Raw genomic sequence first — 21,569 nt, forward strand, 5'->3', positions numbered from 1 at the left:
ATGGTCACGCAGATGAGTCCGATGGCGGGACGGAGGGCTGCGCCGTGAGCCAGGTCACGCTGCGCGACATCGCGAGCGAGACCGGGCTGTCGATCGGCACCGTCTCGCGCGCGCTCAAGAACCAGGGCGGCATGACCGAGGCGACCCGCGGCGTGGTGCGCGAGGCCGCCATCCGCCTGGGCTACGATTTCTCCCTGCTGAAGAAGGGCCGCATCCGCCGCATCGCCTTCCTGCTGCACAGCCAGCACAACACGCTCACCTCCAGTCCGTTCTTCACGCCGGTGCTGCACGGCGCCGAGGAAGCCTGCCGGCGCGAGGGCATCGCGCTGTCGCTGATCGTGGTCGGCCCGGCCGAGCCGGTGCTGGAACAGATCCGCCTGCACCAGCCCGACGCGATCCTGTGCGCCGGCTTCTTCGAGCCCGAAGTCCTGAGCGCGCTGCGGCAGACCGGCAAGCCGATGGTGCTGGTGGACATGCACCGGCGCGGCTTCACCTCGATCAATCCGGACAATATGAGCGGCGGCTACCTCGCCACCCAGCACCTGCTGCGCTGCGGCCGCAAGCGCATCGCCATGCTGTCCGGCTCCCTGGCCCACTACAGCATCCAGCAGCGCAACCGGGGCTTCCGGCAGGCGCTGTTCGACGCCAAGGTGCATGCCGATCCCAGCCTGGAAGTCATCGTGCCCACCATGGGCGAGGGCGAGGAGGGCGTGATCGAGGCGATGCGCAGCCTGCTGGCCCTGCCGAAACGCCCGGACGCGCTGTTCTGCTACAACGACAGCACCGCCCTGGTCGCCATGAAGACCTGCCTGGCCGAAGGGCTCAAGATCCCCTACGACCTCGCGATCGTCGGTTTCGACGATATCGCCGCCTCGGCCGCCGCCATCCCACCGCTGTCCACCGTCCATGTGGACAAGGAAGCGCTGGGGCGGACCGGAGTCGACTCCCTGCTGCACAAACCCGACGAAAACCCATCCCAGATAACCCTGCCAGTCGAGATGATCGTGCGCGAGAGCAGCTACGACGACTAGCGCACACCACCCCTAGCCACCATGACCACTTTCCCGAACTTTCGCAGCCCGGACGTGCTGCTCGACCACGCGCGCCACACGATGCGCTTCTACCACCCGCGCGCGATCGATCCCGCCGGCGGCATGTACCACTATTTCAAGGACGATGGCGAGGTCTACGACGCAAGCCACCGTCACCTGGTCAGCAGCACTCGCTTCGTGTTCACCTATGCCATGGCTTACCGCCACTTCGAGGATCCGGCCTATCGCGAAGGCCTGGAGCACGCGGTGCGCTTCCTGCGCGAGGCGCACCGCGCGCCGGATGGCGACGGCTATGCCTGGATGCTGGACGGCCGCGCGATCGAGGACGGCACCCAGCACGCGTATGGCGAGGCCTTCGTGCTGCTGGCCTATGCGCATGCGACGATGGCCGGCATGGAGGAAGCGCGGCCCTGGATCGGCGAAGCCTTCGACCTGATGGAAAAGCGCTTCTGGAACGCGGCGGATGGGCTGTATGCCGACGAGGCGAGCCAGGACTGGAGGGAGCTGTCGACCTACCGCGGCCAGAACGCGAACATGCACGCCTGCGAGGCGCTGCTGGCGGCGCATGCCGCGACCGGCGAGCGGCGCTACATCGAGCGCGCGTACACGGTGGCCTACAACGTCACCCAGCGCCAGGCCGAGCGCTGCGGTGGCCTGATCTGGGAACACTACGACACGCACTGGCAACCCGACTGGAAGTTCAATATCGACGACCCGGAAAACCTGTTCCGTCCCTGGGGCTACCAGCCGGGCCATTTCACGGAGTGGGCCAAGCTGCTGTTGCAGCTGGAAGCGCGCGGCAAGGACGTGCTGGAGCACGACCTGGGCTGGCTGCTGCCGACCGCCGAAATGCTGTTCAAGGTGGCGGTGCAGAAGGGCTGGGATCCGGAACATGGCGGCCTGTGCTACTCGCTGGCGCCGGACCTGAGCGTGTGCGACTTCCACAAGTATTTCTGGGTCCAGGCCGAGAGCGCCGCGGCGGCGGCCATGCTGGCCGCGCGCACCGGCAATGCCGACTACTGGACCTGGTACGACCGCCTGTGGCAATACAGCTGGACCCATTTCGTCGACCACGAGCACGGCGCCTGGTACCGCATCCTCGACCGCGAGAACCGCAAGCTCAGCGACGAGAAGAGCCCGGCCGGCAAGGTCGACTACCACACCATGGGCGCCGTCTACGACATCGTGGCGGTGCTGAAGGGCGGCGCGCGTGCTTAATCCTCCCCGCATGCTGTGCGCCGGCGAGGCGCTGACCGACATGATCCACCAGGGCGACGAACAGTGGGTGAGCCGCGTGGGCGGCTCGACCTGGAACGTGGCGCGCGCGCTGGCGGCGCTGGGCGAACCGACCGCCTTCGCCGGCGCCATCAGCCTGGACAGCTTCGGCGACGCGCTGTGGAGCGCGAGCGAAGCCGTCGGCCTGGACACGCGGCTGCTGCAGCGGGTCGACCGTTCGCCGCTGCTGGCCGTGGTGGAACAGGGCGAGCCGCCGCGCTACTTCTTCATCGGTGACGACTCCGCCGACCTGCACTTCGAGCCGGCGCTGTTCCCGGCCGGCTGGGCCGAGGGCCTGCGCTGGGCCCACTTCGGCGGCATCAGCCTGGCGCGCGAGCCGCTTGCCTCCAAGCTGACCGCGCTGGCGCGTGAGCTCAAGGCGCAGGGCGTGGCGATCAGCTACGACCCCAACTACCGCAACCTGATGGACGAGCGCTATGCGCCGACCCTGGCGGCGATGGCCTCGATCGCCGACCTGGTGAAAGTGTCGGACGACGACTTGCGCGGCCTGTTCCCCGGCGTCGCGCTGGACGAAGCGCTGGCGCGCCTGCGCGCCTTCAATCCGGCGGCGTATTGCCTGCTGACGCGCGGCGGTGAGGGCGCGAGCCTGTTTCACGGCGCCGAGCGCTGCGATGCGCGGGCGCCGAAAGTCACGGTGGTGGACACGGTCGGCGCCGGCGACGCCAGCGCCGCCGGCCTCTTGACCAGCCTGACGCGCCACCCGCAGCGCCGCCTGCAATCGCACCTGCACGCGGCGCTGGCCGCCGGTTCCGCCGCCTGCCTGCAGGCCGGCGCCACGCCGCCGCCGCCCGCGGCCATGCAACAACTATTCGAACAGCTCGAAGGAGACGCAGCGCGATGAATCAAGCCCGCACCAACCCGTTCCAGCCCGCGATCCGAGGAATCTGCTTCGCACTGGCCGCCTGCCTGCTGCCGCTGTCCGCGCTTGACGCGACCGCGGCGGGCGCAGCAGCCAAGGCGACGATCGCGGCCGGCGCCATGCCGGTCAACACCTTCATCGGCACCCAGGACGAAGGCAATACCTTCCCCGGCGCCTCGGCCCCCTTCGGCATGATCCAGGTCAGCCCGATCGCCGACCACTACGCCGGCTACCGCTACACCGACAAGAAGATCCGCGGCTTCGGCCACTCCTTCATTTCCGGCGCCGGCTGCTGGGAGCAGGGCGGACAGCTGTCGGTGCTGCCGGTGACGGGCGCCATCGGCCCCGGCGGCGACTTCGACACCAGCAAGAAGGGCGCGTTCGACCACAAGAAATACGCCGCCGACTACACGCATGACGGCGAAGTCGGCGAGGCCGGCTACTACAAGGTCAAGCTGACCAGCTATGGCGGCATCACGGCCGAGGCCACCGCGCTGACGCGCGCCGCCGCCGAGCGCTATACCTACGCGCCGGGGACCAAGACCGGCCACGTGCTGCTCAACCTCGGCCAGGCCAACGAGCGCCATTCCGTCATCGGCAGCGAAGTGAAGATCGTGGGCGACCGCAGCGTCGAGGGCCGGATCGTCACCCGCAGCTTCTGCGGCGGCGCCAAGTACACGACCTGGTTCCGCATGGAGTTCGACCAGCCCTTCGCCAGGCGCGGCATCTGGGACGACCGCGCCGGCTGGCCGGACGTCGACGGCCCGAGCCAGCAGGGCGAGGCCAAGCCGCACGGCGTGTGGCTGAGCTTTGACCTCGAGGCTGGCCAGGCGGTGACCGCGGTCAGCGCGATCTCGCACGTCGACGCCGAAGGGGCCCGCATCAACCTGAAGGCCGAGGGCATGGAAGGCGGCAAGCCAATGAGCTTCGACGCCATGAAGGCCAAAGCGCAAGCGAACTGGCAGCGCGAGCTGGCCAGCGTGCGCATCGAGGGCGGCAACAAGGACGACCGTACCGTGTTCTATACCGCGCTCTACCACACCCTGCTGCAGCCGCTGACCGGCAACGACGCCGATGGCCGCTACCGCGGCTACGACGACGCGATCCACACGGCGAAGGACTGGACCTATTACGAATTCTTCTCGCTGTGGGACACCTACCGCGCCCAGAACCAGATGCTGGCGCTGCTGCGCCCGGAACGCGCGAGCGACATCGCGACCTCGGTGCTCAGGATCCGCGAACAGGGCGGCTGGCTGCCGCGCTGGGGCTATGCCAACTTCGAGACCAACATCATGACCGGCGACCCGGTGACGCCGTTCCTGGTCGACCTGTGGCGCTTCGGCGCATTGAAGGGGCGCGAGGCCGAGGCCTATGCCGCGCTGCGCGAGAACGCCTTCGGCGTGCCGGCCCACGGCATCCGTCCGCAAGGCCGTTCGGGCAACCCGAGCTACCTCAAGCAAGGCTTTGTGCAGTACGACCGCAGCTTCGTCTCGAAGGGCATGGACACCGACCCGCACCACGGCGCGTCGGCGACGCTCGAATACGCGGCGGCCGACGGCGCGCTGGCCGGCATGGCCCAGGCGCTCGGCCATCTAGATGATGCGAAGGCGCTGGCGCAGCGCGCCCTGAACTGGAAGGCGATCTGGGACCCGAGCGTGGTCGACGCCGAGACCGGCCAGAAAGGTTTCCCGCGTCCGCGCCTGCTGGACGGCAGCTGGTTCGGCGACGTCGGCAGCGGCTACGATCCGCGCGGCGACCACGGCTTCCATGAAGGCACGGCGTGGCAATACCAGTGGCTGGTGCCACAGGACGTGCCGGGCCTGGCCGCCGCGATGGGCGGCGTAGCGCCGGCGCTGGGTCGCCTGGACCAGTTCTTCGACTATCCGGCCGTGCTGGCGGACCCGAACGCGGTGCGCAAGTCGTGGGTGGTGGGGCCGTACAGCTACTACGCCCAGTTCCGCTACAACCCGAACAACGAGCCCGACCTGCACGCGCCATGGATGTACACCCTGATGGGCCAGCCGTGGAAGACCACCACCGTGGTGCGCGCGGCCGAGACGCTGTTCACCAACGGTCCCGGCGGCGTGACCGGCAACGACGACCTGGGCACGATGTCGTCCTGGTACCTGTTCAGCGCGCTGGGCATCTACCCGGACATGCCGGGCAGCGGCCGCTTCCTGCTGCATGCGCCGCGCTTCGCCAGGGCCGAGATCGACCTGCCGCAAGGCCGCATCCTGCGCATCGAGGCGCCGGGCGCCAGGCCGGGCGAGCGCCGCTTCGTCAAGTCGGTGAACCATGGCGGCCGCGCGGTCGAGCGCGTGTGGCTGGACTGGGAACAGCTGCAGTCGGGCGGCGCCCTGAAGTACCAGCTGACGACCCAGCCGGACACGCAAGGCTGGGGCACGCGCGGGCGTGACCTGCCGCGCCCGCCGGCCGGCCTGGCGCACTAAGCGCCGCATAAAAAAACGATATCAGGAGACAGCATGGCCAATATGCCATACAAGGCGGCGCCTGCCGCCCACAACGGGGGCGCGGCGACGCAGCTCGACAGCAATACGAGCGCGCTCGTCATCGTGACGATCCTGTTCTTCATGTGGGGCCTGATCACGTCGCTCAACGACGTCCTGATCCCGCACCTGAAGGCGGTGTATACCCTGACCTATGTGCAGGCCATGCTGGTGCAGTTCTGCTTCTTCGGGGCGTATGCCATCGTGTCGCTGCCGGCCGGCGCGTTGATCCGCCGCATCGGCTACCAGAAGGGGGCGGTGGCCGGCCTGCTGGTGGCCGCCGCCGGCTGCACGCTGTTCTATCCGGCCTCGTTCGGCGGTTATGGCCTGTTCCTGCTGGCGCTGTTCGTGCTGGCCTCGGGCATCACGGTGCTGCAGGTGGCGGCCAATCCCTACGTCGCGGTGCTCGGCCCGGCGCGCACGGCCTCGAGCCGCCTGACCCTGACCCAGGCCTTCAATTCGCTCGGCACCACGATCGGGCCGGCCGTCGGCGGCCTCTTGATCCTGTCGGCCGCGGGGGCGGTCGCAGTGGCGGGAACCGATGCCGCGGCCGAAGCGGCATCGGTGCGCGGCCCCTACCTGGTGCTGGCCGGCGTGCTGGTCGCGCTGGCGGTGCTGTTCCGGCTGGCGCGCCTGCCGGCGATCGCCGACAGCGACGACGCGCCGCTGGCGGGAGAAAGCCAAGGATCGGCGCTGGCGTACCGCCACCTGGTGCTGGGCGCGATCGGCATCTTCCTGTACGTGGGGGCGGAAGTGAGCATCGGCAGCTTCCTGATCAACTTCATCGGCGAGCCGCACATCGCCGGCCTGTCGCATGCCGACGCCGCCCACTACGTCAGCATCTACTGGGGCGGGGCGATGGTGGGGCGCTTCATCGGCTTCGCCGTGATGCGCGTCGTCAGCCCCGGCAAGACGCTGGCCTTCAACTCGCTGGCGGCGATCGCGCTGGTGCTGGTAGGGACGTTTGCCCAGGGCGGCCTGGCGATGTGGGCGATCCTGGCCGTCGGCCTGTGCAATTCCATCATGTTCCCGACCATCTTCAGCATGGCGCTGCATGGGCTGGGCCGGCACACGGGGCAGGCGTCGGGGATCCTGTGCATGGCGATCGTGGGTGGCGCGCTGGTGCCGTTCGCGCAAGGAGCGCTGGCGGATGCCTTCAATGTGCAGGTGTCGTTCCTGCTGCCGGCGGCATGCTATGGCTTCGTCCTGTATTTCGGCGCGAGGTACGCGTCGATGTACACGGCTAAATAAACATTCAGCCGTGCCGGTTGCCGACTGCTAGTCGACGATCGGCACGACGATGTCGTTCCTCGGGATGGCGACCCATTTGCCCTTGATCTCGATCCAGGCTTCTTCGTAGTCCAGCCGTATCCGGACCTTGCTGCCGGGGCAACCCGCTCCGGCATTCAGGACGGCCTCGGTCTTGCGGCCCTTGACACCCGTGAGCGTGCCGAATTCCGGCTTGCCGTCGGTGAAGCACTGAAAGAAGAATTGCTGACCCTCCGCCGTCGCCGTCACGATCAGGTTGAACATGCCGTCCGGCGACGCGCTGCGGGCGCTGCTGAACGTCCCCGAGACCGGCGGGTCGGAGGCCTGGGCCAGGGACGACATGAACAATATGAGCAATCCCAGCTGTTTCATGCGTCCTCCATCAGGCGGTCTAGTTGAACGAATAGTTCACGCTGGCATAGAACCGCCGCCCGCGCGGATCGGTATAGCTCGGATCGTACCCGGACAGGAAGAAATAGGCCTGGTTCGAATACGGCGGGCTCTCGTCGAACAGGTTCTGCATGCCGGCGCGCAGCTTCAGGCGCGGCGTCGCCTGATACGCCGCCGACAGGTCCCACAGCGAGTACGACTTGACCTTGTTGGCCGCCACCACCGAACCGTCGTCGATATTGATCGCCGTGTTCTGGTCGTCGTAGCCGCTCGACCAGGTGTTCTGCAGGCTGGCCGAGACCGGCCCGCGCTCCCAGTCGAAGCTCACCGTATGGCGCCAGCGCTGCACCACGCCGTCGGTCACGAACTTGTTCAGGTTGCTCACAAAAGCATCGCCCGGCGCGTTCTGGATTTCCGACGACAGCACATAGGTGCCGTTCAGGCGTCCGCCAAAGCGACCGATGGCGGTGTCGACGCCGCGCACCGTGACCGCCAGGTCCAGGCCCTTGGCTACCTGGGCGCCGCGGTTTTCCTTGCGCAGCTCGATGTAGTCGATCACGTCGTCTTCATCGCGGTGCACCAGGTCGCCGTACTTGGCCAGGTTGCCCAGGATGATGTCGTCGCCGATCTCGCTGATCAAGTCGGTGCGCTTGATGTTCCAGTAGTCGAGCGAGGCGCTCACGTTGCGGCCGGCCGCGAACACGGCGCCGAACGAGAACTGGCGGCTGCGCTCCGGCTGCAGGTCGGCATTGCTGTAGCGGCGCGTATCCCAGTTGTCGGCGCAGTCGGCGTAGTTGTTCTCGACCGTGGCGCAATACACCGGATCGGGCAGGGTCGCGGTGCTGCTGTAGACGGTGGGGCGGAACAGCTCCGTCATGGTCGGCGCGCGGAAGCCGCGGCCGGCCGAGGCGCGCAGCAGCAGCGCATCCGTCGGACGGTAGGAGAGGCCGATCTTGGGGCTGGCCGCGCCGCCGACCTGCTCGTAATGGTCGTAGCGGGCCGACACCTGCGCCTCCCACTGCTGCGCGAACGGCACCAGCAGTTCGCCGTACAGGCCGGCGACGTCGCGCTTGTCGCTGGTGGCGCGGCCGCCTTCCGGCGCCGCGTCGTTGTTGATGTTGTCGGAGAGGAGCAGGGCGGAAGGCGTGAAATTGTTCTTCTCGCGCCGCACCTCGCCGCCGATGGCGACGGCCAGCTCGCCGCCCGCCAGCGGCATGAGCGCGCGCGAGAACTTGAAGTCGAGCGAGTCGAGCGTGCCGCGCGCGCGGCGCACGACGTCGTCGACCTGGATGCTGTCGAGCAGGGCAAGACCCTCCGGGCTGGACGGACCGAACGGGTTGATGCGGCCGTCCAGGATCCCTTCCATCAGCTCGTTGTACAGCACGTAGCCGTTGGTGTCGCGGTCCTTGACCGTGTTGACGCTGTGGTTATACGCGGTGTCGTAGTCCCAGCCGCCCACGGTGCCGCTCACGCCGACCACGAAGCGCATGCCTTCGCTGGTCAGTTCGCTGGTGCGCTGGCCGGCCTCGGACAGGCGCATGCGCAGTTCCAGCTCGCCCGGATAGTCGTCGTCCAGTTCTTCCAGGCCGGTGCCCACCAGTTGCGGCACCAGTCGGTAGTCGATATAGCCGGTGACGCGCGCCGACGAGCCGGTGTAGTACGACTTCGAGCGGCTGAGCGCGACTTCGGCATAGGCCTGGTGGCCGCCGCCGAGCTTCAACACGCCGCGGCTGAGCAGGCTGGCTTTCTCGGTCTTCGGATAGAGCTCGGTGTCGCCCATGTAGTTATAGGTGCAGGCATCGACGCCGCCGGTGCCGTCGGGCAGGTAGACGTTGGCCGGCGGCGCGCAATCGGGCGCCGACAGGTTGATCAGGCGGTTGGTGATCGGGCGGCCGTTGATGGTGAAGCCGAGTTCCTGCAGGTGGTCGCGCTGGTTCGAGGTCAGGCGGATATTCGCCGGGCCGGTATAGCCCGACAGCAGGTGGCCCAGGCGCTCCTCGACCCGCAGGCCGGGGATGAAGCTGCGCTGCGAGGTATTGAGCGCATTGGTGCGCTGGAAGTCGGCCACCGCGAACACATTGTAGCCGTCGCGTTCGAGGTCGCCCTTGCCGGCGCTGATGCTGGCGGTGCGCTTGCCGGCGCCGCCTTCGTCGGTGGTGCTGCCGTAGGCGTTCAGTTCCAGGCCCTGGAAGTCCTTGCGGGTGATGAAGTTGATGACGCCGCCGATCGCGTCGGTGCCGTACAGCGCCGAGGCGCCATCCAGCAGCACCTCGACCCGCTCCAGCGCGGCGGCCGGGATGTTGTTCAGGTCGACGCCGCTGTCGTCGCCGGGCGAGGCGAAGTTGGCCATGCGCCGGCCATTGAGCAGGACCAGGGTCGACGAGGTGCCGATGCCGCGCAGGTTGGCGCTGTTGAAGCCGCGCTGGTCGCCGCCGACATTGATGCTGGCGCCGTCGGTCAGGCCGTTGACGTTGCTCGATACCCGGGCCAGCAGCTCGGAGGCGGTGGTCACGCCGGCCTTTTCGATCTCGGCGCGCGAGACGATCTGCACCGGCAGGGCGGTCTCGGACTGCACCCGGCGGATGGCCGAGCCGGTGACTTCGACCTTCGGCATCGCGGCCGGCGCCGGTGCGGCTGCCGGCGCAACGTCGGTCGTCACCGGCGGCGTTTCCTGCGCCAGCGCGCTGCCCGCCACCCCTGCCGCCATCCAGGCGCCCGCCAGCAGCGCGCCGCGCACGGCGCGCGCCGCCGCCTTCAACTTCATATTCATCAATTGTCCCTATGAAACCACGTAAATATCGAGGAGTGTAATCGCGCGGCGAGCAGTAATGACAACTATTGGCGCGGGAAACGAGGGATGTTGCGAATCTGATACGCGGACGATGGCAATCCGGCCCGGCATTCCTTTTGGAGAAATAATGAATTGCGGATTGCGCCGATTCCCTGCCTTTGCATAATTCATGAGAATGGTGCCACGATGAACGCGGCCAGCGCGCCGCCAGCCCGGGAGGAACGCAGCATGACGACTTCGGTTTACCACGACGGCGAACGCGCCGTGCAGCACCGCGCCGGCGAGGCCGCCATCGCCGAGCGCAACGGCGTGGTCATCGCCGACTCCATCCTGGGCGGCGCCCGGCCCTTCATCGGCAAGCAGTCGATGGTGGTGCTGGCGAGCGTCGACCCGGAGGGGGCGCCCTGGTCCACGGTCCTGTTCGGGCAGCCCGGCTTCGCCCATGCCGACAGCGCGACGCAGGTCACCGTCGACCTGCCGGCGGCGCTGCGCGATCCTGACGAGCCATTCTGGCGCAACGTCGCCGCCAATCCGGCGATCGGCAGCCTGTTCATCGAGCTCGGCTCGCGCCGCCGCTACCGCATCAATGGCGCCCTGGCGCGCCTGGACGACGGGGGCTTCGACCTGGCGGTGCGCGAGGCCTACCCGAACTGCCCCAAATACATCCAGCGCCGCCAGCTGCGCCGCATCGATGGCGGGTCGGCGCCGGCCCTGCTGGGCGAAGGGCGCGCGCTCGACCAGGCCGCGCGCGCCATCGTGCGCCGCGCCGACACCGTCTTCGTGGCCAGCAACCACCAGGAGCGCGGCGCCGACGCCTCGCACCGCGGCGGCAGCCCCGGCTTCGTCCAGGTGGTGGACGACACGCTGCTGCGCATTCCCGACTACGCCGGCAACAGCCTGTTCAACACCTTCGGCAACCTGACGGTCGACCCGCGCGTGGGCCTGTGCATTCCCGACTTCGACGGCCAGCGCCTGTTGCAGCTGAGCGGCCGCGCATGCATCCTGCATGGCCAGGACGATCCGCACGGCCTGAGCGGCGGCACCGGACGCTTCTGCGAAATCGCGATCGAGCGCTGGCTGCTGCGCCGCGCGCCGCAGCACCTGGACTGGGAATACCTGGACGCCTCCCCGTTCAATCCGGCGGTAGAGGCCTGAGTCATGGCTGACTTCATGATGTATCTGATCGACGCCATCATCCGCCACGGCCCCGTGGTCAGGGAATTCCGCCTGGCGCCGGAAGGCGGCGCGCCGCTGCCGCCGTGGCAGCCCGGAGCCCACGTCGAACTCGCATTCACTTCGCGCGCCGGCGCCCGCCACCGCAACGCCTATTCGGTGGTGGGCGAGGAGGGCGGAATGCTGCGCATCGCGGTCCAGCGCGAGGAAGGCGGGCGTGGCGGCTCGCGCGTGCTGCATGACGAATTCGAGCCGGGCATGGCGCTCGAGGTCAGCCTGCCGCTGAACGGATTCACGCTGCACCCGGGGAGCACCCGCACCGTGCTGATCGCGGGCGGCATCGGCATCACGCCGATGCTGCCGATGGCGCGCGCGCTCGAGACGGCCGGCGCCAGCTACCAATTGCACTACCTGGCGCGCGATAGCGCGCGGCTGGTGCTGGCCGCCGATTGGCAGGCCCTCGGCGAGGACCGCGTGCGCACCTATGCCACCGCAAGCGAAGGGCGCCCCGACCTGGGCCGGATGATCGGCCCGTGGCAGCCGGGCTGCGAGCTGCATGCCTGCGGCCCTTCGGTCCTGCTCGAGGCAATCCGCGCCGCCGCGACGGCGCAGGGCTGGCCGCAGCGGCACGTGCGCGTCGAAAGCTTCGGCGCGCGCGCCCACGACGAGGACCGGCCGCTGCGGGTGGTCTTGCGGCAAAGCGGCATGACGCTCGACGTCGCGCCGGGCAAGTCGATCCTCGAGGCGATGATCGAGGCCGACGTGTTCGTTTCCTACGAGTGCAAGCGTGGTGAATGCGGCAACTGCTATGCTGGCGTGGTGTCGGGCGAGCCGCTGCATCGCGACGTGTGCCTGAACGCCCGGCAGCGGACCATCGGCATGACGCCCTGCGTCTCCTGGGCCAGGGGCCCGCTGCTGGAACTCGATCTGTAAGCTGTCTTCCACCACCACCAATCGAAAGGTCTCACGATGACAACGCCCACCGCAGTGCGTCCGCCGCTGCCGCCATTCACCCGCGAATCCGCGATCGAAAAAGTGCGCCTGGCCGAAGACGGCTGGAACACGCGCGACGCCGCCAAGGTGGCGCTGGCCTACAGCCTGGACACGCGCTGGCGCAACCGCGCCGAATTCGTCAACGGCCGTGACGAGGCGCGCGCCTTCCTCGAGCGCAAATGGAAGAAGGAGCTCGAGTACCGCCTGATCAAGGAGCTGTGGGCCTTCACCGACAACCGCATCGCGGTGCGCTATGCCTACGAGAGCCGCGACGACTCGGGCAACTGGTACCGCTCCTATGGCAACGAGAACTGGGAATTCGGCCCGGACGGCCTGATGGTCAACCGCTACGCCAGCATCAACGACATGCCGATCAAGGAAGAAGAGCGCAAGTTCCGCTGGCCGCTGGGACGCCGCCCCGACGACCATCCGGGGCTGTCCGACCTGGGGCTGTGAGCGCGACGGCGCGCAACGCAAGTCATCATTTCGCAGGGAGTACCGGGTGGACCAGATCCATTTGATGCACGTCTTCGTGGCGGTCGGCGAAGAAGAGGGCTTCGCCGCGGCGGCGCGGCGCCTGGACCTGTCGCCGGTCGCCGTCACGCGCGCCATTGCCGGTCTCGAGGAGCGGCTGGGCGTCAAGCTGCTGCTGCGCACCACGCGCAACGTGCGCCTGACGGAAGCGGGGCGGCGCTACCTGGACGACACGCGTGCCATCCTGGCCAGCATCGATGAAGCCAACGAGGCGGCGGCCGGCGTCAACGCGGCGCCGAAGGGCAACCTGTCGGTGACGGCCCCGGTCCTGTTCGGCAAGACCTTCGTCATGCCCTGCATCGTGCAGTTCCTGAACGAGTATCCCGAAGTCGAGGTGTCGGCGCTGTTCCTCGACCGCATCGTGAACCTGGTCGACGAAGGCGTCGACGTCGCCGTGCGCATCGGCCACCTGCCCGATTCAAGCCTCAGGGCGCTGCGCGTTGGCCAGGTGCGGCGCGTGCTGTGCGCCGCGCCCGACTATCTGGCCAGGCACCCCTTGCCGCAGCATCCGGCCGACCTGCTGCGCCATACGATCATCGCCGCCACCGGCGTCTCGCCGCGGGTCGAGTGGAAGTTCGGCGCGGTCGACGATCCGGCCATGGTGCGCCTGCGGCCGCGCCTGACGGTGACCAGCAACGACGCCGCCATCGAGGCCGCCTGCGCCGGGCTGGGCATCTGCCGGCTGCTGTCCTACCAGATCGCCGACCAGCTGACCGACGGCCGCCTCAAGATCGTCCTGTCCGAGCATGAGGAAGCGCCATGGCCGGTGCACCTGGTGCACCGCGAGAACAAGTTCGGCTCGTCCAAGGTGCGCAACTTCATCGACCTGCTGGCTGACCAGCTGCGCGCGAATCCTCATCTCCACTGAGAAAACCCTGCGTTTCGTTTGACGCAATAATGAATTGTCTTCGGCATGATGTTTCTTGGCGGTCGAGCTTCCTGGAATGGGGTCATTCGCTGCCCGGCGCGGCGAACACCACCGCGCAGATCGCGGCCGACGGCCATACCGTGTTCACCTTCTGAACGGGCGACGGGGCGCGCCGTGCACGTCGCCCCCCTGTTGTCTCCGGTTCAGACGATAATGTCAGGGTTATTCAAGAAAAATTCGGAGACAGCATGTTCGACACCGCAAGCCGGCCCGGCGCGTTCGCGGCAGGGACCGGCCCGGCCATTTTGGAAGGGGCATACCGCAAGGCCATCTGGCGCCTGATCCCGTTCATCTTCGTCTGCTACCTGTTCAACTACCTGGACCGGGTCAACGTCGGCTTCGCCAAGCTCGAGATGCTCGACGCCCTGCAGTTCAGCGAAACCATCTATGGCCTGGGCGCCGGCATCTTCTTCATCGGCTACGTCAGCTTCGGCGTGCCGAGCAACCTGATCCTGCACCGGCTGGGCGCGCGGCGCTGGATCGCTGTCATGATGATGGCCTGGGGCTCGCTGTCGGCCTGCATGCTGTTCGTGACCACGCCGCTGGAGTTCTACCTGCTGCGCTTCTTCACCGGCGTGGCCGAAGCCGGCTTCTTCCCCGGCATGGTCCTGTATTTCACCAAGTGGTTCCCGTCGCACAAGCGCGGCCAGGTGATGGCCTTGTTCATGGCGGCGATCCCCGTCTCTGGCCTGGTCGGCGGCCCGCTCTCGGGCTGGATGCTGAGCCACTTCGCCGACGGCCAGGGCGGCATGGCCGCCTGGCAGTGGCTGTTCCTGCTGCAGGGCCTGCCCACCGTGTTCCTGGGCCTGGCGGCGCTGTTCTACCTGAACGACGGCGTGGCCCAGGCCAGCTGGCTCGGCGCCCACGAGAAGGCCGCCTTGCAGGAGGAGCTCGCGCGCGACGAGCGCGAACGCCCGCCCGGCGCGAGCGCCGTGCACTCGCTGCGCGCGCTGCTGCTCGACCGCCATGTGTGGATGCTCGGCTTTATCTATTTCAGCATCAAGATGGGGGCGTACGCGATCAACTTCTGGCTGCCGTCGATCATCCGGGAGCTCGGCTTCGAGGACCTCGGCACGGTCGGCTGGCTGAGCGCGATTCCCTACCTGTTCGCCTGCGTGTTCATGGTCATCGTGGGCCGTTCGGCCGACCGCCGGCGCGAGCGCCGCTGGCACCTGTCGGCGCCGCTCCTGATGGCGCTGGCGGGCCTGGCGATGGCTGCGCACTTCTCGGACAACGCCGTCGTCGCCATGATCGGCCTGTGCCTGGCGACGATGGGCGCGCTCGCCGGCCTGCCGATGTTCTGGCCACTGCCGGCGGCCTTCCTCAGCAGCGCCGCCGCCGCCGGCGGCCTGGCCCTGATCAATTCGATGGGGCAGGTGGCCGGCTTCGCCAGCCCCTTCCTGGTCGGCTGGATCAAGGACCTCACCGGCAGCACCGACGTCGCGCTGTACATCCTGTCGAGCGTGATGCTGGTCGGCGCCTTGCTGGTGCTGACCGTGCCGGCGCGGCTGGTCAATCGCTGACCGCCACGAGATCAGGTGCTTGCGGGGCTGAGCAGCGCCGACACGTACAGCAGCAGCTTGTCCTCGCTGCGCGCCAGGTCCAGTCCCGTCAGTTCGCCGATGCGGCGCAGGCGGTAGTCGAGCGTGTTGCGGTGGATGCCGAGACTGGCCGCGGTGGCGGCCGAGTTCTCGTCCTGGGCGAACCAGGTGTCGAGCGTGGCGCGCAGCATGGCGCGGCTCTTGTCGCCCGCCAGGCGCGCGATCGGCATGCGCAGCTGGTGCGCCTGCCAGCCGCTGTCGAGTCCTGACAGCAGCACCGGCAGCGCCAGGTCGTAATAGCTGAACACCTGCTGCTGCGGCATGCGCAGGCGCCCCAGCCGGCTGGCGCTGCGCGCGCTCTGGTACGAGACGGCGGCGCCTTCCAGGCCGGGCAGGGCGATGCCCATCGCCAGCGTGAAAGGCAGCTCGCATTCCTCGCGCACCAGCTGGGCCAGCAAGTCCAGGCGCCGCTGCGGCGGCGTCTCGTAGCCCTTGCGCGCCGGGTCCCAGGAATCGAGCAGCACCATCTCGGACGGGCCGACGGTGGCGGTCAGCGCATCCTCGCGCCGCGCCAGCAGGCGCATCTGCAGGCGCTGGATATCGTGCAGGGCGGCCCCGGCGTCGGCGCCGTCCGGCTGCAGCTCGAGCAGGAACGCCAGTTGCATGCGCTCGAGGTCCAGGCCCAGGCGCCGCGCCCAGCCTTCGAGCTCGGGCCGCTGCGCGGCCTCGAAGCGGATCAGGTTCAGCACGAAGGCTTCGCGGTAGCGCGAGTTGTTCTGCAATTCGTTCGCCAGCGCCGCCTGTTCCAGGATCATCTCGGCCGTCAGGCGCACCAGTTCGCCGAACTGGCGCACCTCGTCCGGCGCGCCGGAGAGGCCCACCGCGCCGCACAGCTGGCCGCCTACGGAGAGAGGCAGATTGGTGCCCGGCTGGGCGCCATGCAGCTTGCGCGCGGCCGCCGCGTCGATCTCCACGGTCAGCTTCTTGGCCAGCGCCAGCAGGGCGCCCGCATGCAGCTCGCCGACCCGCTCGAGGTTGCCGCTGGCGAGGATCACGCCGTTGGCGTCCATCACATTCACGTTGAACGGGATGATCCGCATGGTGCGGGTGACGATTTCCTGGGCGAGCCGGGTGTCGAGGATATGCATGGGGTAGGGCCTGGAAGGTGGAGCGAACCTTGTGATTATGCACAAAACTTCCCGCGCCGAGGAGGCCGAATCCGGCCGATGATGGTAAATATTGTGAGGTTGCACGAAAAATGCCGGCTATTTACCGCTCTGGTTTGTGCGTGTCGCCGACGCTGGATATCCCTTGTTTGGCCGATAATCTTGCAGATCACCCTATTAGAAATTCGGAGACAGCATGAGCACCACCGCAAGCACATCCGGCGTCCAGGGCGGCGCCGCCGGCGCGGCCCTGTTGGACGGCGCCTACCGCAAGGCCACCTGGCGCCTGATTCCCTTCATCTTCGTCTGCTACCTGTTCAACTACCTGGACCGCGTCAACGTCGGCTTCGCCAAGCTCGAGATGCTCGACGCGCTCCAGCTCAGCGAAACCGTGTATGGCCTGGGCGCCGGCATCTTCTTCATCGGCTACGTGACGTTCGGCGTGCCGAGCAATTTGATCCTGCACCGGCTGGGCGCGCGGCGCTGGATCGCCATCATGATGATGGCCTGGGGCTCGCTGTCGGCCTGCATGCTGTTCGTGACCACGCCGATGGAATTCTATGTGCTGCGCTTCTTCACCGGCGTGGCCGAAGCCGGCTTCTTCCCCGGCATGGTGCTGTACTTCACCAAGTGGTTCCCGTCGCACAAGCGTGGCCAGGTGATGGCGCTGTTCATGTCGGCGATCCCCGTCTCGGGCCTGATCGGCGGCCCGCTGTCGGGCTGGATGCTGAGCCACTTCGCGCACGGCCAGGGCGGCATGGACGGCTGGCAGTGGCTGTTCCTGCTGCAAGGCCTTCCGACCGTGTTCCTGGGCGTAGCCGTGTTCTTCTACCTGAACGACGGCATCAGGCAGGCCGGCTGGCTGAGCGACGCCGAAAAGGCCGCGATGCAGGAGGCGCTGGACCAGGACGAGCAGCAGCGCGCGAAGGGCGTGCACGCGGTGCATTCCTTCGGCGCCGTGCTGCGCGACTGGCATGTGTGGATGCTGGGCTTCATCTACTTCAGCATCCAGATGGGCGTCTACGCGATCAACTTCTGGCTGCCTTCGATCATCAAGTCGCTGGGCTTCGAGAACGCGACCACGGTCGGCTGGCTGAGCGCCATCCCCTACCTGTTCGCCGGCGTGTTCATGGTGCTGGTGGGCCGCTCGGCCGACCGCCGGCGCGAGCGCCGCTGGCACCTGTCGGCGCCATTGCTGATGGCGCTGGTGGGCCTGCTCATGGCCGCCAACTTCTCGGACAACGCGGTGATCGTGCTGGTCGGCCTCTCGCTGGCCACGATGGGCGCGCTGACCGGCCTGCCGATGTTCTGGCCCCTGCCGGCGGCCTTCCTCGGCAGCGCGGCGGCGGCCGGCGGCCTGGCCCTGATCAATTCGATGGGGCAGGTGGCCGGCTTCGTCAGCCCCTTCCTGGTCGGCTGGATCAAGGACGCCACCGGCAGCACCGACGTCGCGCTGTACATCCTGTCCACCGTCCTGTTCATCGGCGCCATGCTGGTGCTGGTCGTGCCTGCCCGTCTGGTCAATCGCTAAAGGAGAGGTCCATGAAAATCGTCATCGCTCCAGATTCGTTCAAGGAAAGCCTGTCGGCCCTAGAAGCCGCCAGCGCCATCGAGGCCGGCTTCCGGGAGATCTTTCCCGACGCCGCCTACGTGAAGGTGCCGGTGGCCGACGGCGGCGAAGGCACGGTCGAGGCCATGGTCGCCGCCACCGGCGGCCGCCAGGTCGTGTTGCAGGCCACCGGCCCGCTGGGCCGGCCGGTCGAGGCTTTCTATGGCTTGAGCGGCGACGAGTCGACCGCCGTGATCGAGATGGCCGCCGCCAGCGGCCTCGAGCTGGTCGCGCCCGCCGAGCGCGATCCGCTGGTGGCGACCAGCCGCGGCACCGGTGAACTGATCCGCGCCGCGCTCGATCGCGGCGCACGCCGCTTCATCCTCGGCGTAGGCGGCAGCGCCACCAACGATGGCGGCGCCGGCATGCTGCAGGCGCTCGGCGTCGAACTGCTCGACGCGCAGGGCGCCCAGCTGGCGCCGGGCGGCGCCGCGCTGGCCCTCCTTTCGCGCATCGACGTGTCAAGGCTCGACCCGCGCATCGAAGAATGCGTGTTCGAGGTGGCCTGCGACGTCAGCAATCCGCTGGTGGGGCCCAGGGGCGCGTCGGCGATCTTCGGACCGCAGAAGGGCGCCACGCCCGAGATGGTCGAGCGGCTCGACGCCAGCCTGCGCCACTACGCGGGCGTGATCGCGCGCGACCTGGGCCAGGACGTGGCCGATATTCCCGGCGCCGGCGCCGGCGGCGGCATCGCCGCGGCGATGCTGGTGTTCCTGAAGGGGCGCCTGCGTCCCGGCAGCGAGATCGTGGCCGACGCGGTGGGCCTGGACGCCTTCGTGCGCGACGCCGACCTGGTGGTCACGGGCGAGGGGCGCATCGACAGCCAGACCGTCAACGGCAAGACCCCGATCGGCGTCGCGCGCGTGGCCGGGCGCCACGCCAAGCCGGTGATCGCCATCGGCGGCTGCCTGGCGAACGACGCCAGCGCGGTGCACGCGCACGGCATCGCCGCCACCTTCAGCACCGTCATGAAGGCGGGGACGGTGGCCGAGGTGCTGGCCGGCGCGCAGTTCAACCTGCAGTGCACGGCGCGTAATATCGCGGCCGCGCTCAAGCTCGGCATGGATTTGCGGCGCTAGGCCGTCAGCGGCGTATCGACCTTCTTGAGGGTGCGCAGCACGAAGCTCGACTTGCTGTGGCGGATGCCGGGGATCTTGTACAGGCGTTCGCGCAGCAGGCGTTCGTAGTCGCGCGTGTCCTTCACCGCGATGCGCAGGAAATAATCGTAGTCGCCCGAGATCAGCGAGGCTTCCAGCACCTCGGGAATCGATTCGAGCGCGCGCCCGAATTCGTACAGCGTTTCTTCGCTGTGGCTGTCGAGCGTGACCTGCACGATCAGCTGGTCGTGGTAGCCGAGGCTCGGCAGGTCGACCTTGACCGTATAACCCTGCAGGGTTCCGCTATCCGTCATCCGCTTGATGCGGTTCCAGCACGAGGTGGTCGACAGGCCGACCGCGGCGCTGATCTCCTGCAGCGGCGTGCGCGAGTCGCGCAGCAGGATGCCCAGGATGGTCAAGTCGGTCGCATCGAAAGATTTTCTTTCTTGATTCATTGTTGACGAAAATTATTCAGGTAAGGCGGCAATTCTAGCTGAAAATATGAAGCACTTTCATGTCTTTCCTCGATAGACTTCAAGGCATGAAACCACATCCCGAATTCCTCCCGCCAGCCGCCGGCAAGGTCGCCCTGACCGGCGCCGGCCTCTTGCTCGACACCCTGGTCGCCTGCGGCGTCGACACCGTGTTCGGCTATCCCGGCGGCGCCGTGCTGCCCTTGTACGATGCGCTGGCCCAGGATGGGCGGCTGCGCCACGTGCTGGTGCGCCACGAGCAGGCCGCCGTCCATGCGGCGCAAGGCTATGCGCGCTCGACCGGCCGGCTGGGCGTCGTGTTCGTAACCTCCGGGCCGGGCATCGCCAACACCACCTCCGGCCTGCTCGACGCGCTGAGCGATTCGATCCCCATCCTGTGCGTCAGCGGCCAGGTCGCGACCGCCGCCATCGGCACCGACGCGTTTCAGGAGTGCGACGCGCTGGGCATCTCGCGCACGGTCACCAAATGGAACACGCAGGTGCGCGCCACGCGCGACATCGTCGCCACGATCCGGCGCGCGGTGGTTGAAGCGAGCGAGGGCCGGCCCGGCCCGGTGCTGGTGGACGTGCCCAAGGATATCCAGGCGCGCGCCGTGGACGCGGCCGACTTCGGGCGCCAGGTAAAGCCGTCTCCGATGCTGCGCGCCGTGGACGACGACCGGGATGGCCTGGACGCCGCGGCGCTGCTCATCCGCCAGGCGCGGCGCCCGGTGTTCTACGGCGGCGGCGGCTTGATCAACGCGGGGCTGGACGCCTGCGCCGCCTTCACGCGCCTGGTGCGCTGGAAGGACGCGCCATGCACGCTCACCCTGATGGGGCTGGGCGCCTTTCCGGCCTCGGACCGGCGCTGGCTGGGCATGCTCGGCATGCACGGCACGCTGGAAGCGAACCTGGCGATGCATGGCGCCGACCTGGTCGTGTGCGTCGGCGCGCGCTTCGACGACCGGGTGACCGGACGGCTGGCCGACTTCTGTCCAGGCGCGCAGATCGTCCACATCGACATCGATCCGCGCTCGATCGGCAAGGTGGTGGCGGCCGATGTCGGCCTGCGCGGCGATTGCGGCGCGGTGCTGCGCGGCCTGCTGGACCGCCTTGTCGGCCTGCGCGCCGATCCCGCCTTGCTCAGGGATTGGTGGCGCACCATCGACTCCTGGCGCGCCGAGCGCTGCCTCGACTTCGCCGCGCAGGATGCCGCGATCGTCCCGCAGCAGCTGATGTCCACGCTGGCCGAGCGCCTGGCCGGCAGGAATGCGATCGTCTCGACCGACGTCGGCCAGCACCAGATGTGGGCCGCGCAATACCTGGGCTTCGAGGCGCCGCGCCGCTGGCTGACCTCGGGCGGCGCCGGCACCATGGGCTATGGCTTGCCGGCGGCGATCGGGGCCCAGGTCGCGCATCCGGATGCGCTGGTCGTATGCGTCAGCGGCGACGCCTCGGTGCTGATGAATATCCAGGAGCTGTCGACCGCGGTGCAGCACCGCTGTCCGGTCAAGCTGGTCCTGTCGAACAATGGCTGCATGGGCATGGTGCGCCAGTGGCAGGAGCTGCATCATGGCGGGCGCTATAGCCACAGCTACACCGAAGCCTTGCCCGATTTCGTGGCGCTGGCGCGCGCCTTCGGCTGGGAGGCGAGGAGGGTCGAGCAGGCGGGCGAACTGGAAGCGGCGATGGATGCCTGCCTGGACTCCAGCCGGCCCTTCCTGCTCGATGTGCGGGTGGCGCAGGCCGAGAACTGCTTCCCGATGATGCCTCCCGGGCGAGGACACCACGAGATCATGCTGGGCAAGGATCGCTGGTATCGACATGCTCAGTAGTTGCCCGTATTGAAAATGATTCTCATTCGCGCTAGGATGCCGGTTTCCATCATGAA

The 21,569-nt window shown here is 68.1% G+C and carries 17 protein-coding genes; 13 read left to right on the top strand and 4 right to left on the bottom strand.

The annotated features are described in order from the left end of the window. Positions 1-44: 44 nt before the first annotated feature. The 5 genes from HMPREF9710_RS13285 to HMPREF9710_RS13305 are packed head-to-tail and all read left to right on the top strand — an operon-like array spanning position 45 to position 6,965. Positions 45-1,031, top strand: coding sequence for a LacI family DNA-binding transcriptional regulator (locus tag HMPREF9710_RS13285; protein WP_040776233.1), 987 nt, complete (start codon positions 45-47; stop codon positions 1,029-1,031). 21 nt (positions 1,032-1,052) lie between these two features. Next, entirely contained in the window at positions 1,053-2,270 is a 1,218-nt protein-coding gene (locus tag HMPREF9710_RS13290) for an AGE family epimerase/isomerase (protein WP_005667108.1), read from the top strand. A 10-nt stretch (positions 2,271-2,280) separates the two neighbouring features. Next, the gene (locus HMPREF9710_RS13295) at positions 2,281-3,189 is read left to right on the top strand and encodes a carbohydrate kinase family protein (RefSeq protein WP_005667110.1); all 909 of its coding nucleotides are present in this window, start codon (positions 2,281-2,283) and stop codon (positions 3,187-3,189) included. Next, positions 3,186-5,657 carry a GH92 family glycosyl hydrolase gene (locus HMPREF9710_RS13300; RefSeq protein WP_005667112.1) on the top strand — a complete coding sequence of 824 codons (2,472 nt, stop codon included), beginning with the start codon at positions 3,186-3,188 and terminating at the stop codon, positions 5,655-5,657. Before HMPREF9710_RS13295 ends, HMPREF9710_RS13300 begins: the two co-directional genes overlap by 4 nt. A gap of 42 nt (positions 5,658-5,699) precedes the next feature. Beyond that, entirely contained in the window at positions 5,700-6,965 is a 1,266-nt protein-coding gene (locus HMPREF9710_RS13305; RefSeq protein ID WP_218918206.1) for a sugar MFS transporter, read from the top strand. Between the two features lie 27 nt (positions 6,966-6,992). Here HMPREF9710_RS13305 and HMPREF9710_RS13310 read toward each other — a convergent pair whose 3' ends face one another. Both HMPREF9710_RS13310 and HMPREF9710_RS13315 read right to left on the bottom strand, forming a co-directional pair. Next, a complete protein-coding gene (locus HMPREF9710_RS13310) occupies positions 6,993-7,355 on the bottom strand; it encodes a hypothetical protein (protein WP_005667116.1) in 363 nt (120 codons plus the stop codon). 19 nt (positions 7,356-7,374) lie between these two features. Further along, complete coding sequence (locus HMPREF9710_RS13315) at positions 7,375-10,143, bottom strand: TonB-dependent receptor (RefSeq protein WP_005667117.1); 2,769 nt, start codon at positions 10,141-10,143, stop codon at positions 7,375-7,377. Positions 10,144-10,392: 249 nt separating this feature from the next. On the opposite strand from HMPREF9710_RS13315, the gene HMPREF9710_RS13320 reads away from it, so the two are divergent. The 5 genes from HMPREF9710_RS13320 to HMPREF9710_RS13340 all read left to right on the top strand — a co-directional run bounded on the left by HMPREF9710_RS13320 (position 10,393) and on the right by HMPREF9710_RS13340 (position 15,315). Further along, entirely contained in the window at positions 10,393-11,319 is a 927-nt protein-coding gene (locus HMPREF9710_RS13320) for a pyridoxamine 5'-phosphate oxidase family protein (RefSeq protein WP_005667118.1), read from the top strand. Positions 11,320-11,322: 3 nt separating this feature from the next. Next, positions 11,323-12,270, top strand: a complete 948-nt coding sequence (locus tag HMPREF9710_RS13325) for a PDR/VanB family oxidoreductase (protein WP_005667120.1) — start codon at positions 11,323-11,325, stop codon at positions 12,268-12,270. A 36-nt stretch (positions 12,271-12,306) separates the two neighbouring features. Continuing rightward, entirely contained in the window at positions 12,307-12,786 is a 480-nt protein-coding gene (locus HMPREF9710_RS13330; protein WP_005667122.1) for a nuclear transport factor 2 family protein, read from the top strand. A 46-nt stretch (positions 12,787-12,832) separates the two neighbouring features. Further along, on the top strand, positions 12,833-13,732 hold the full coding sequence (locus tag HMPREF9710_RS13335; protein WP_005667123.1) for a LysR family transcriptional regulator: 900 nt from the start codon (positions 12,833-12,835) through the stop codon (positions 13,730-13,732). A gap of 248 nt (positions 13,733-13,980) precedes the next feature. Further along, the gene (locus HMPREF9710_RS13340) at positions 13,981-15,315 is read left to right on the top strand and encodes an MFS transporter (protein WP_005667124.1); all 1,335 of its coding nucleotides are present in this window, start codon (positions 13,981-13,983) and stop codon (positions 15,313-15,315) included. A gap of 11 nt (positions 15,316-15,326) precedes the next feature. Here the strand turns inward: HMPREF9710_RS13340 and HMPREF9710_RS13345 are convergent, their stop codons facing one another. Next, a complete protein-coding gene (locus tag HMPREF9710_RS13345; RefSeq protein ID WP_005667125.1) occupies positions 15,327-16,481 on the bottom strand; it encodes a sugar diacid recognition domain-containing protein in 1,155 nt (384 codons plus the stop codon). 214 nt (positions 16,482-16,695) lie between these two features. On the opposite strand from HMPREF9710_RS13345, the gene HMPREF9710_RS13350 reads away from it, so the two are divergent. Together HMPREF9710_RS13350 and HMPREF9710_RS13355 are read left to right on the top strand one after the other, a co-directional pair. Then, the gene (locus HMPREF9710_RS13350; protein ID WP_005667127.1) at positions 16,696-18,030 is read left to right on the top strand and encodes an MFS transporter; all 1,335 of its coding nucleotides are present in this window, start codon (positions 16,696-16,698) and stop codon (positions 18,028-18,030) included. An 11-nt stretch (positions 18,031-18,041) separates the two neighbouring features. Next, entirely contained in the window at positions 18,042-19,187 is a 1,146-nt protein-coding gene (locus tag HMPREF9710_RS13355; protein WP_005667128.1) for a glycerate kinase, read from the top strand. Here the strand turns inward: HMPREF9710_RS13355 and HMPREF9710_RS13360 are convergent. After that, entirely contained in the window at positions 19,184-19,660 is a 477-nt protein-coding gene (locus tag HMPREF9710_RS13360; RefSeq protein ID WP_005667129.1) for an Lrp/AsnC family transcriptional regulator, read from the bottom strand. The two genes, HMPREF9710_RS13355 and HMPREF9710_RS13360, sit on opposite strands and share 4 nt — an antisense overlap. An 86-nt stretch (positions 19,661-19,746) precedes the next feature. Here HMPREF9710_RS13360 and ilvB point away from each other — a divergent pair, with 86 nt between their 5' ends. Beyond that, positions 19,747-21,513, top strand: coding sequence for a biosynthetic-type acetolactate synthase large subunit (gene ilvB / locus HMPREF9710_RS13365; protein ID WP_005667131.1), 1,767 nt, complete (start codon positions 19,747-19,749; stop codon positions 21,511-21,513). Positions 21,514-21,569: the final 56 nt, after the last annotated feature.

The sequence above is a fragment of the Massilia timonae CCUG 45783 genome, assembly GCF_000315425.1.
Classification (GTDB): domain Bacteria; phylum Pseudomonadota; class Gammaproteobacteria; order Burkholderiales; family Burkholderiaceae_D; genus Telluria; species Telluria timonae.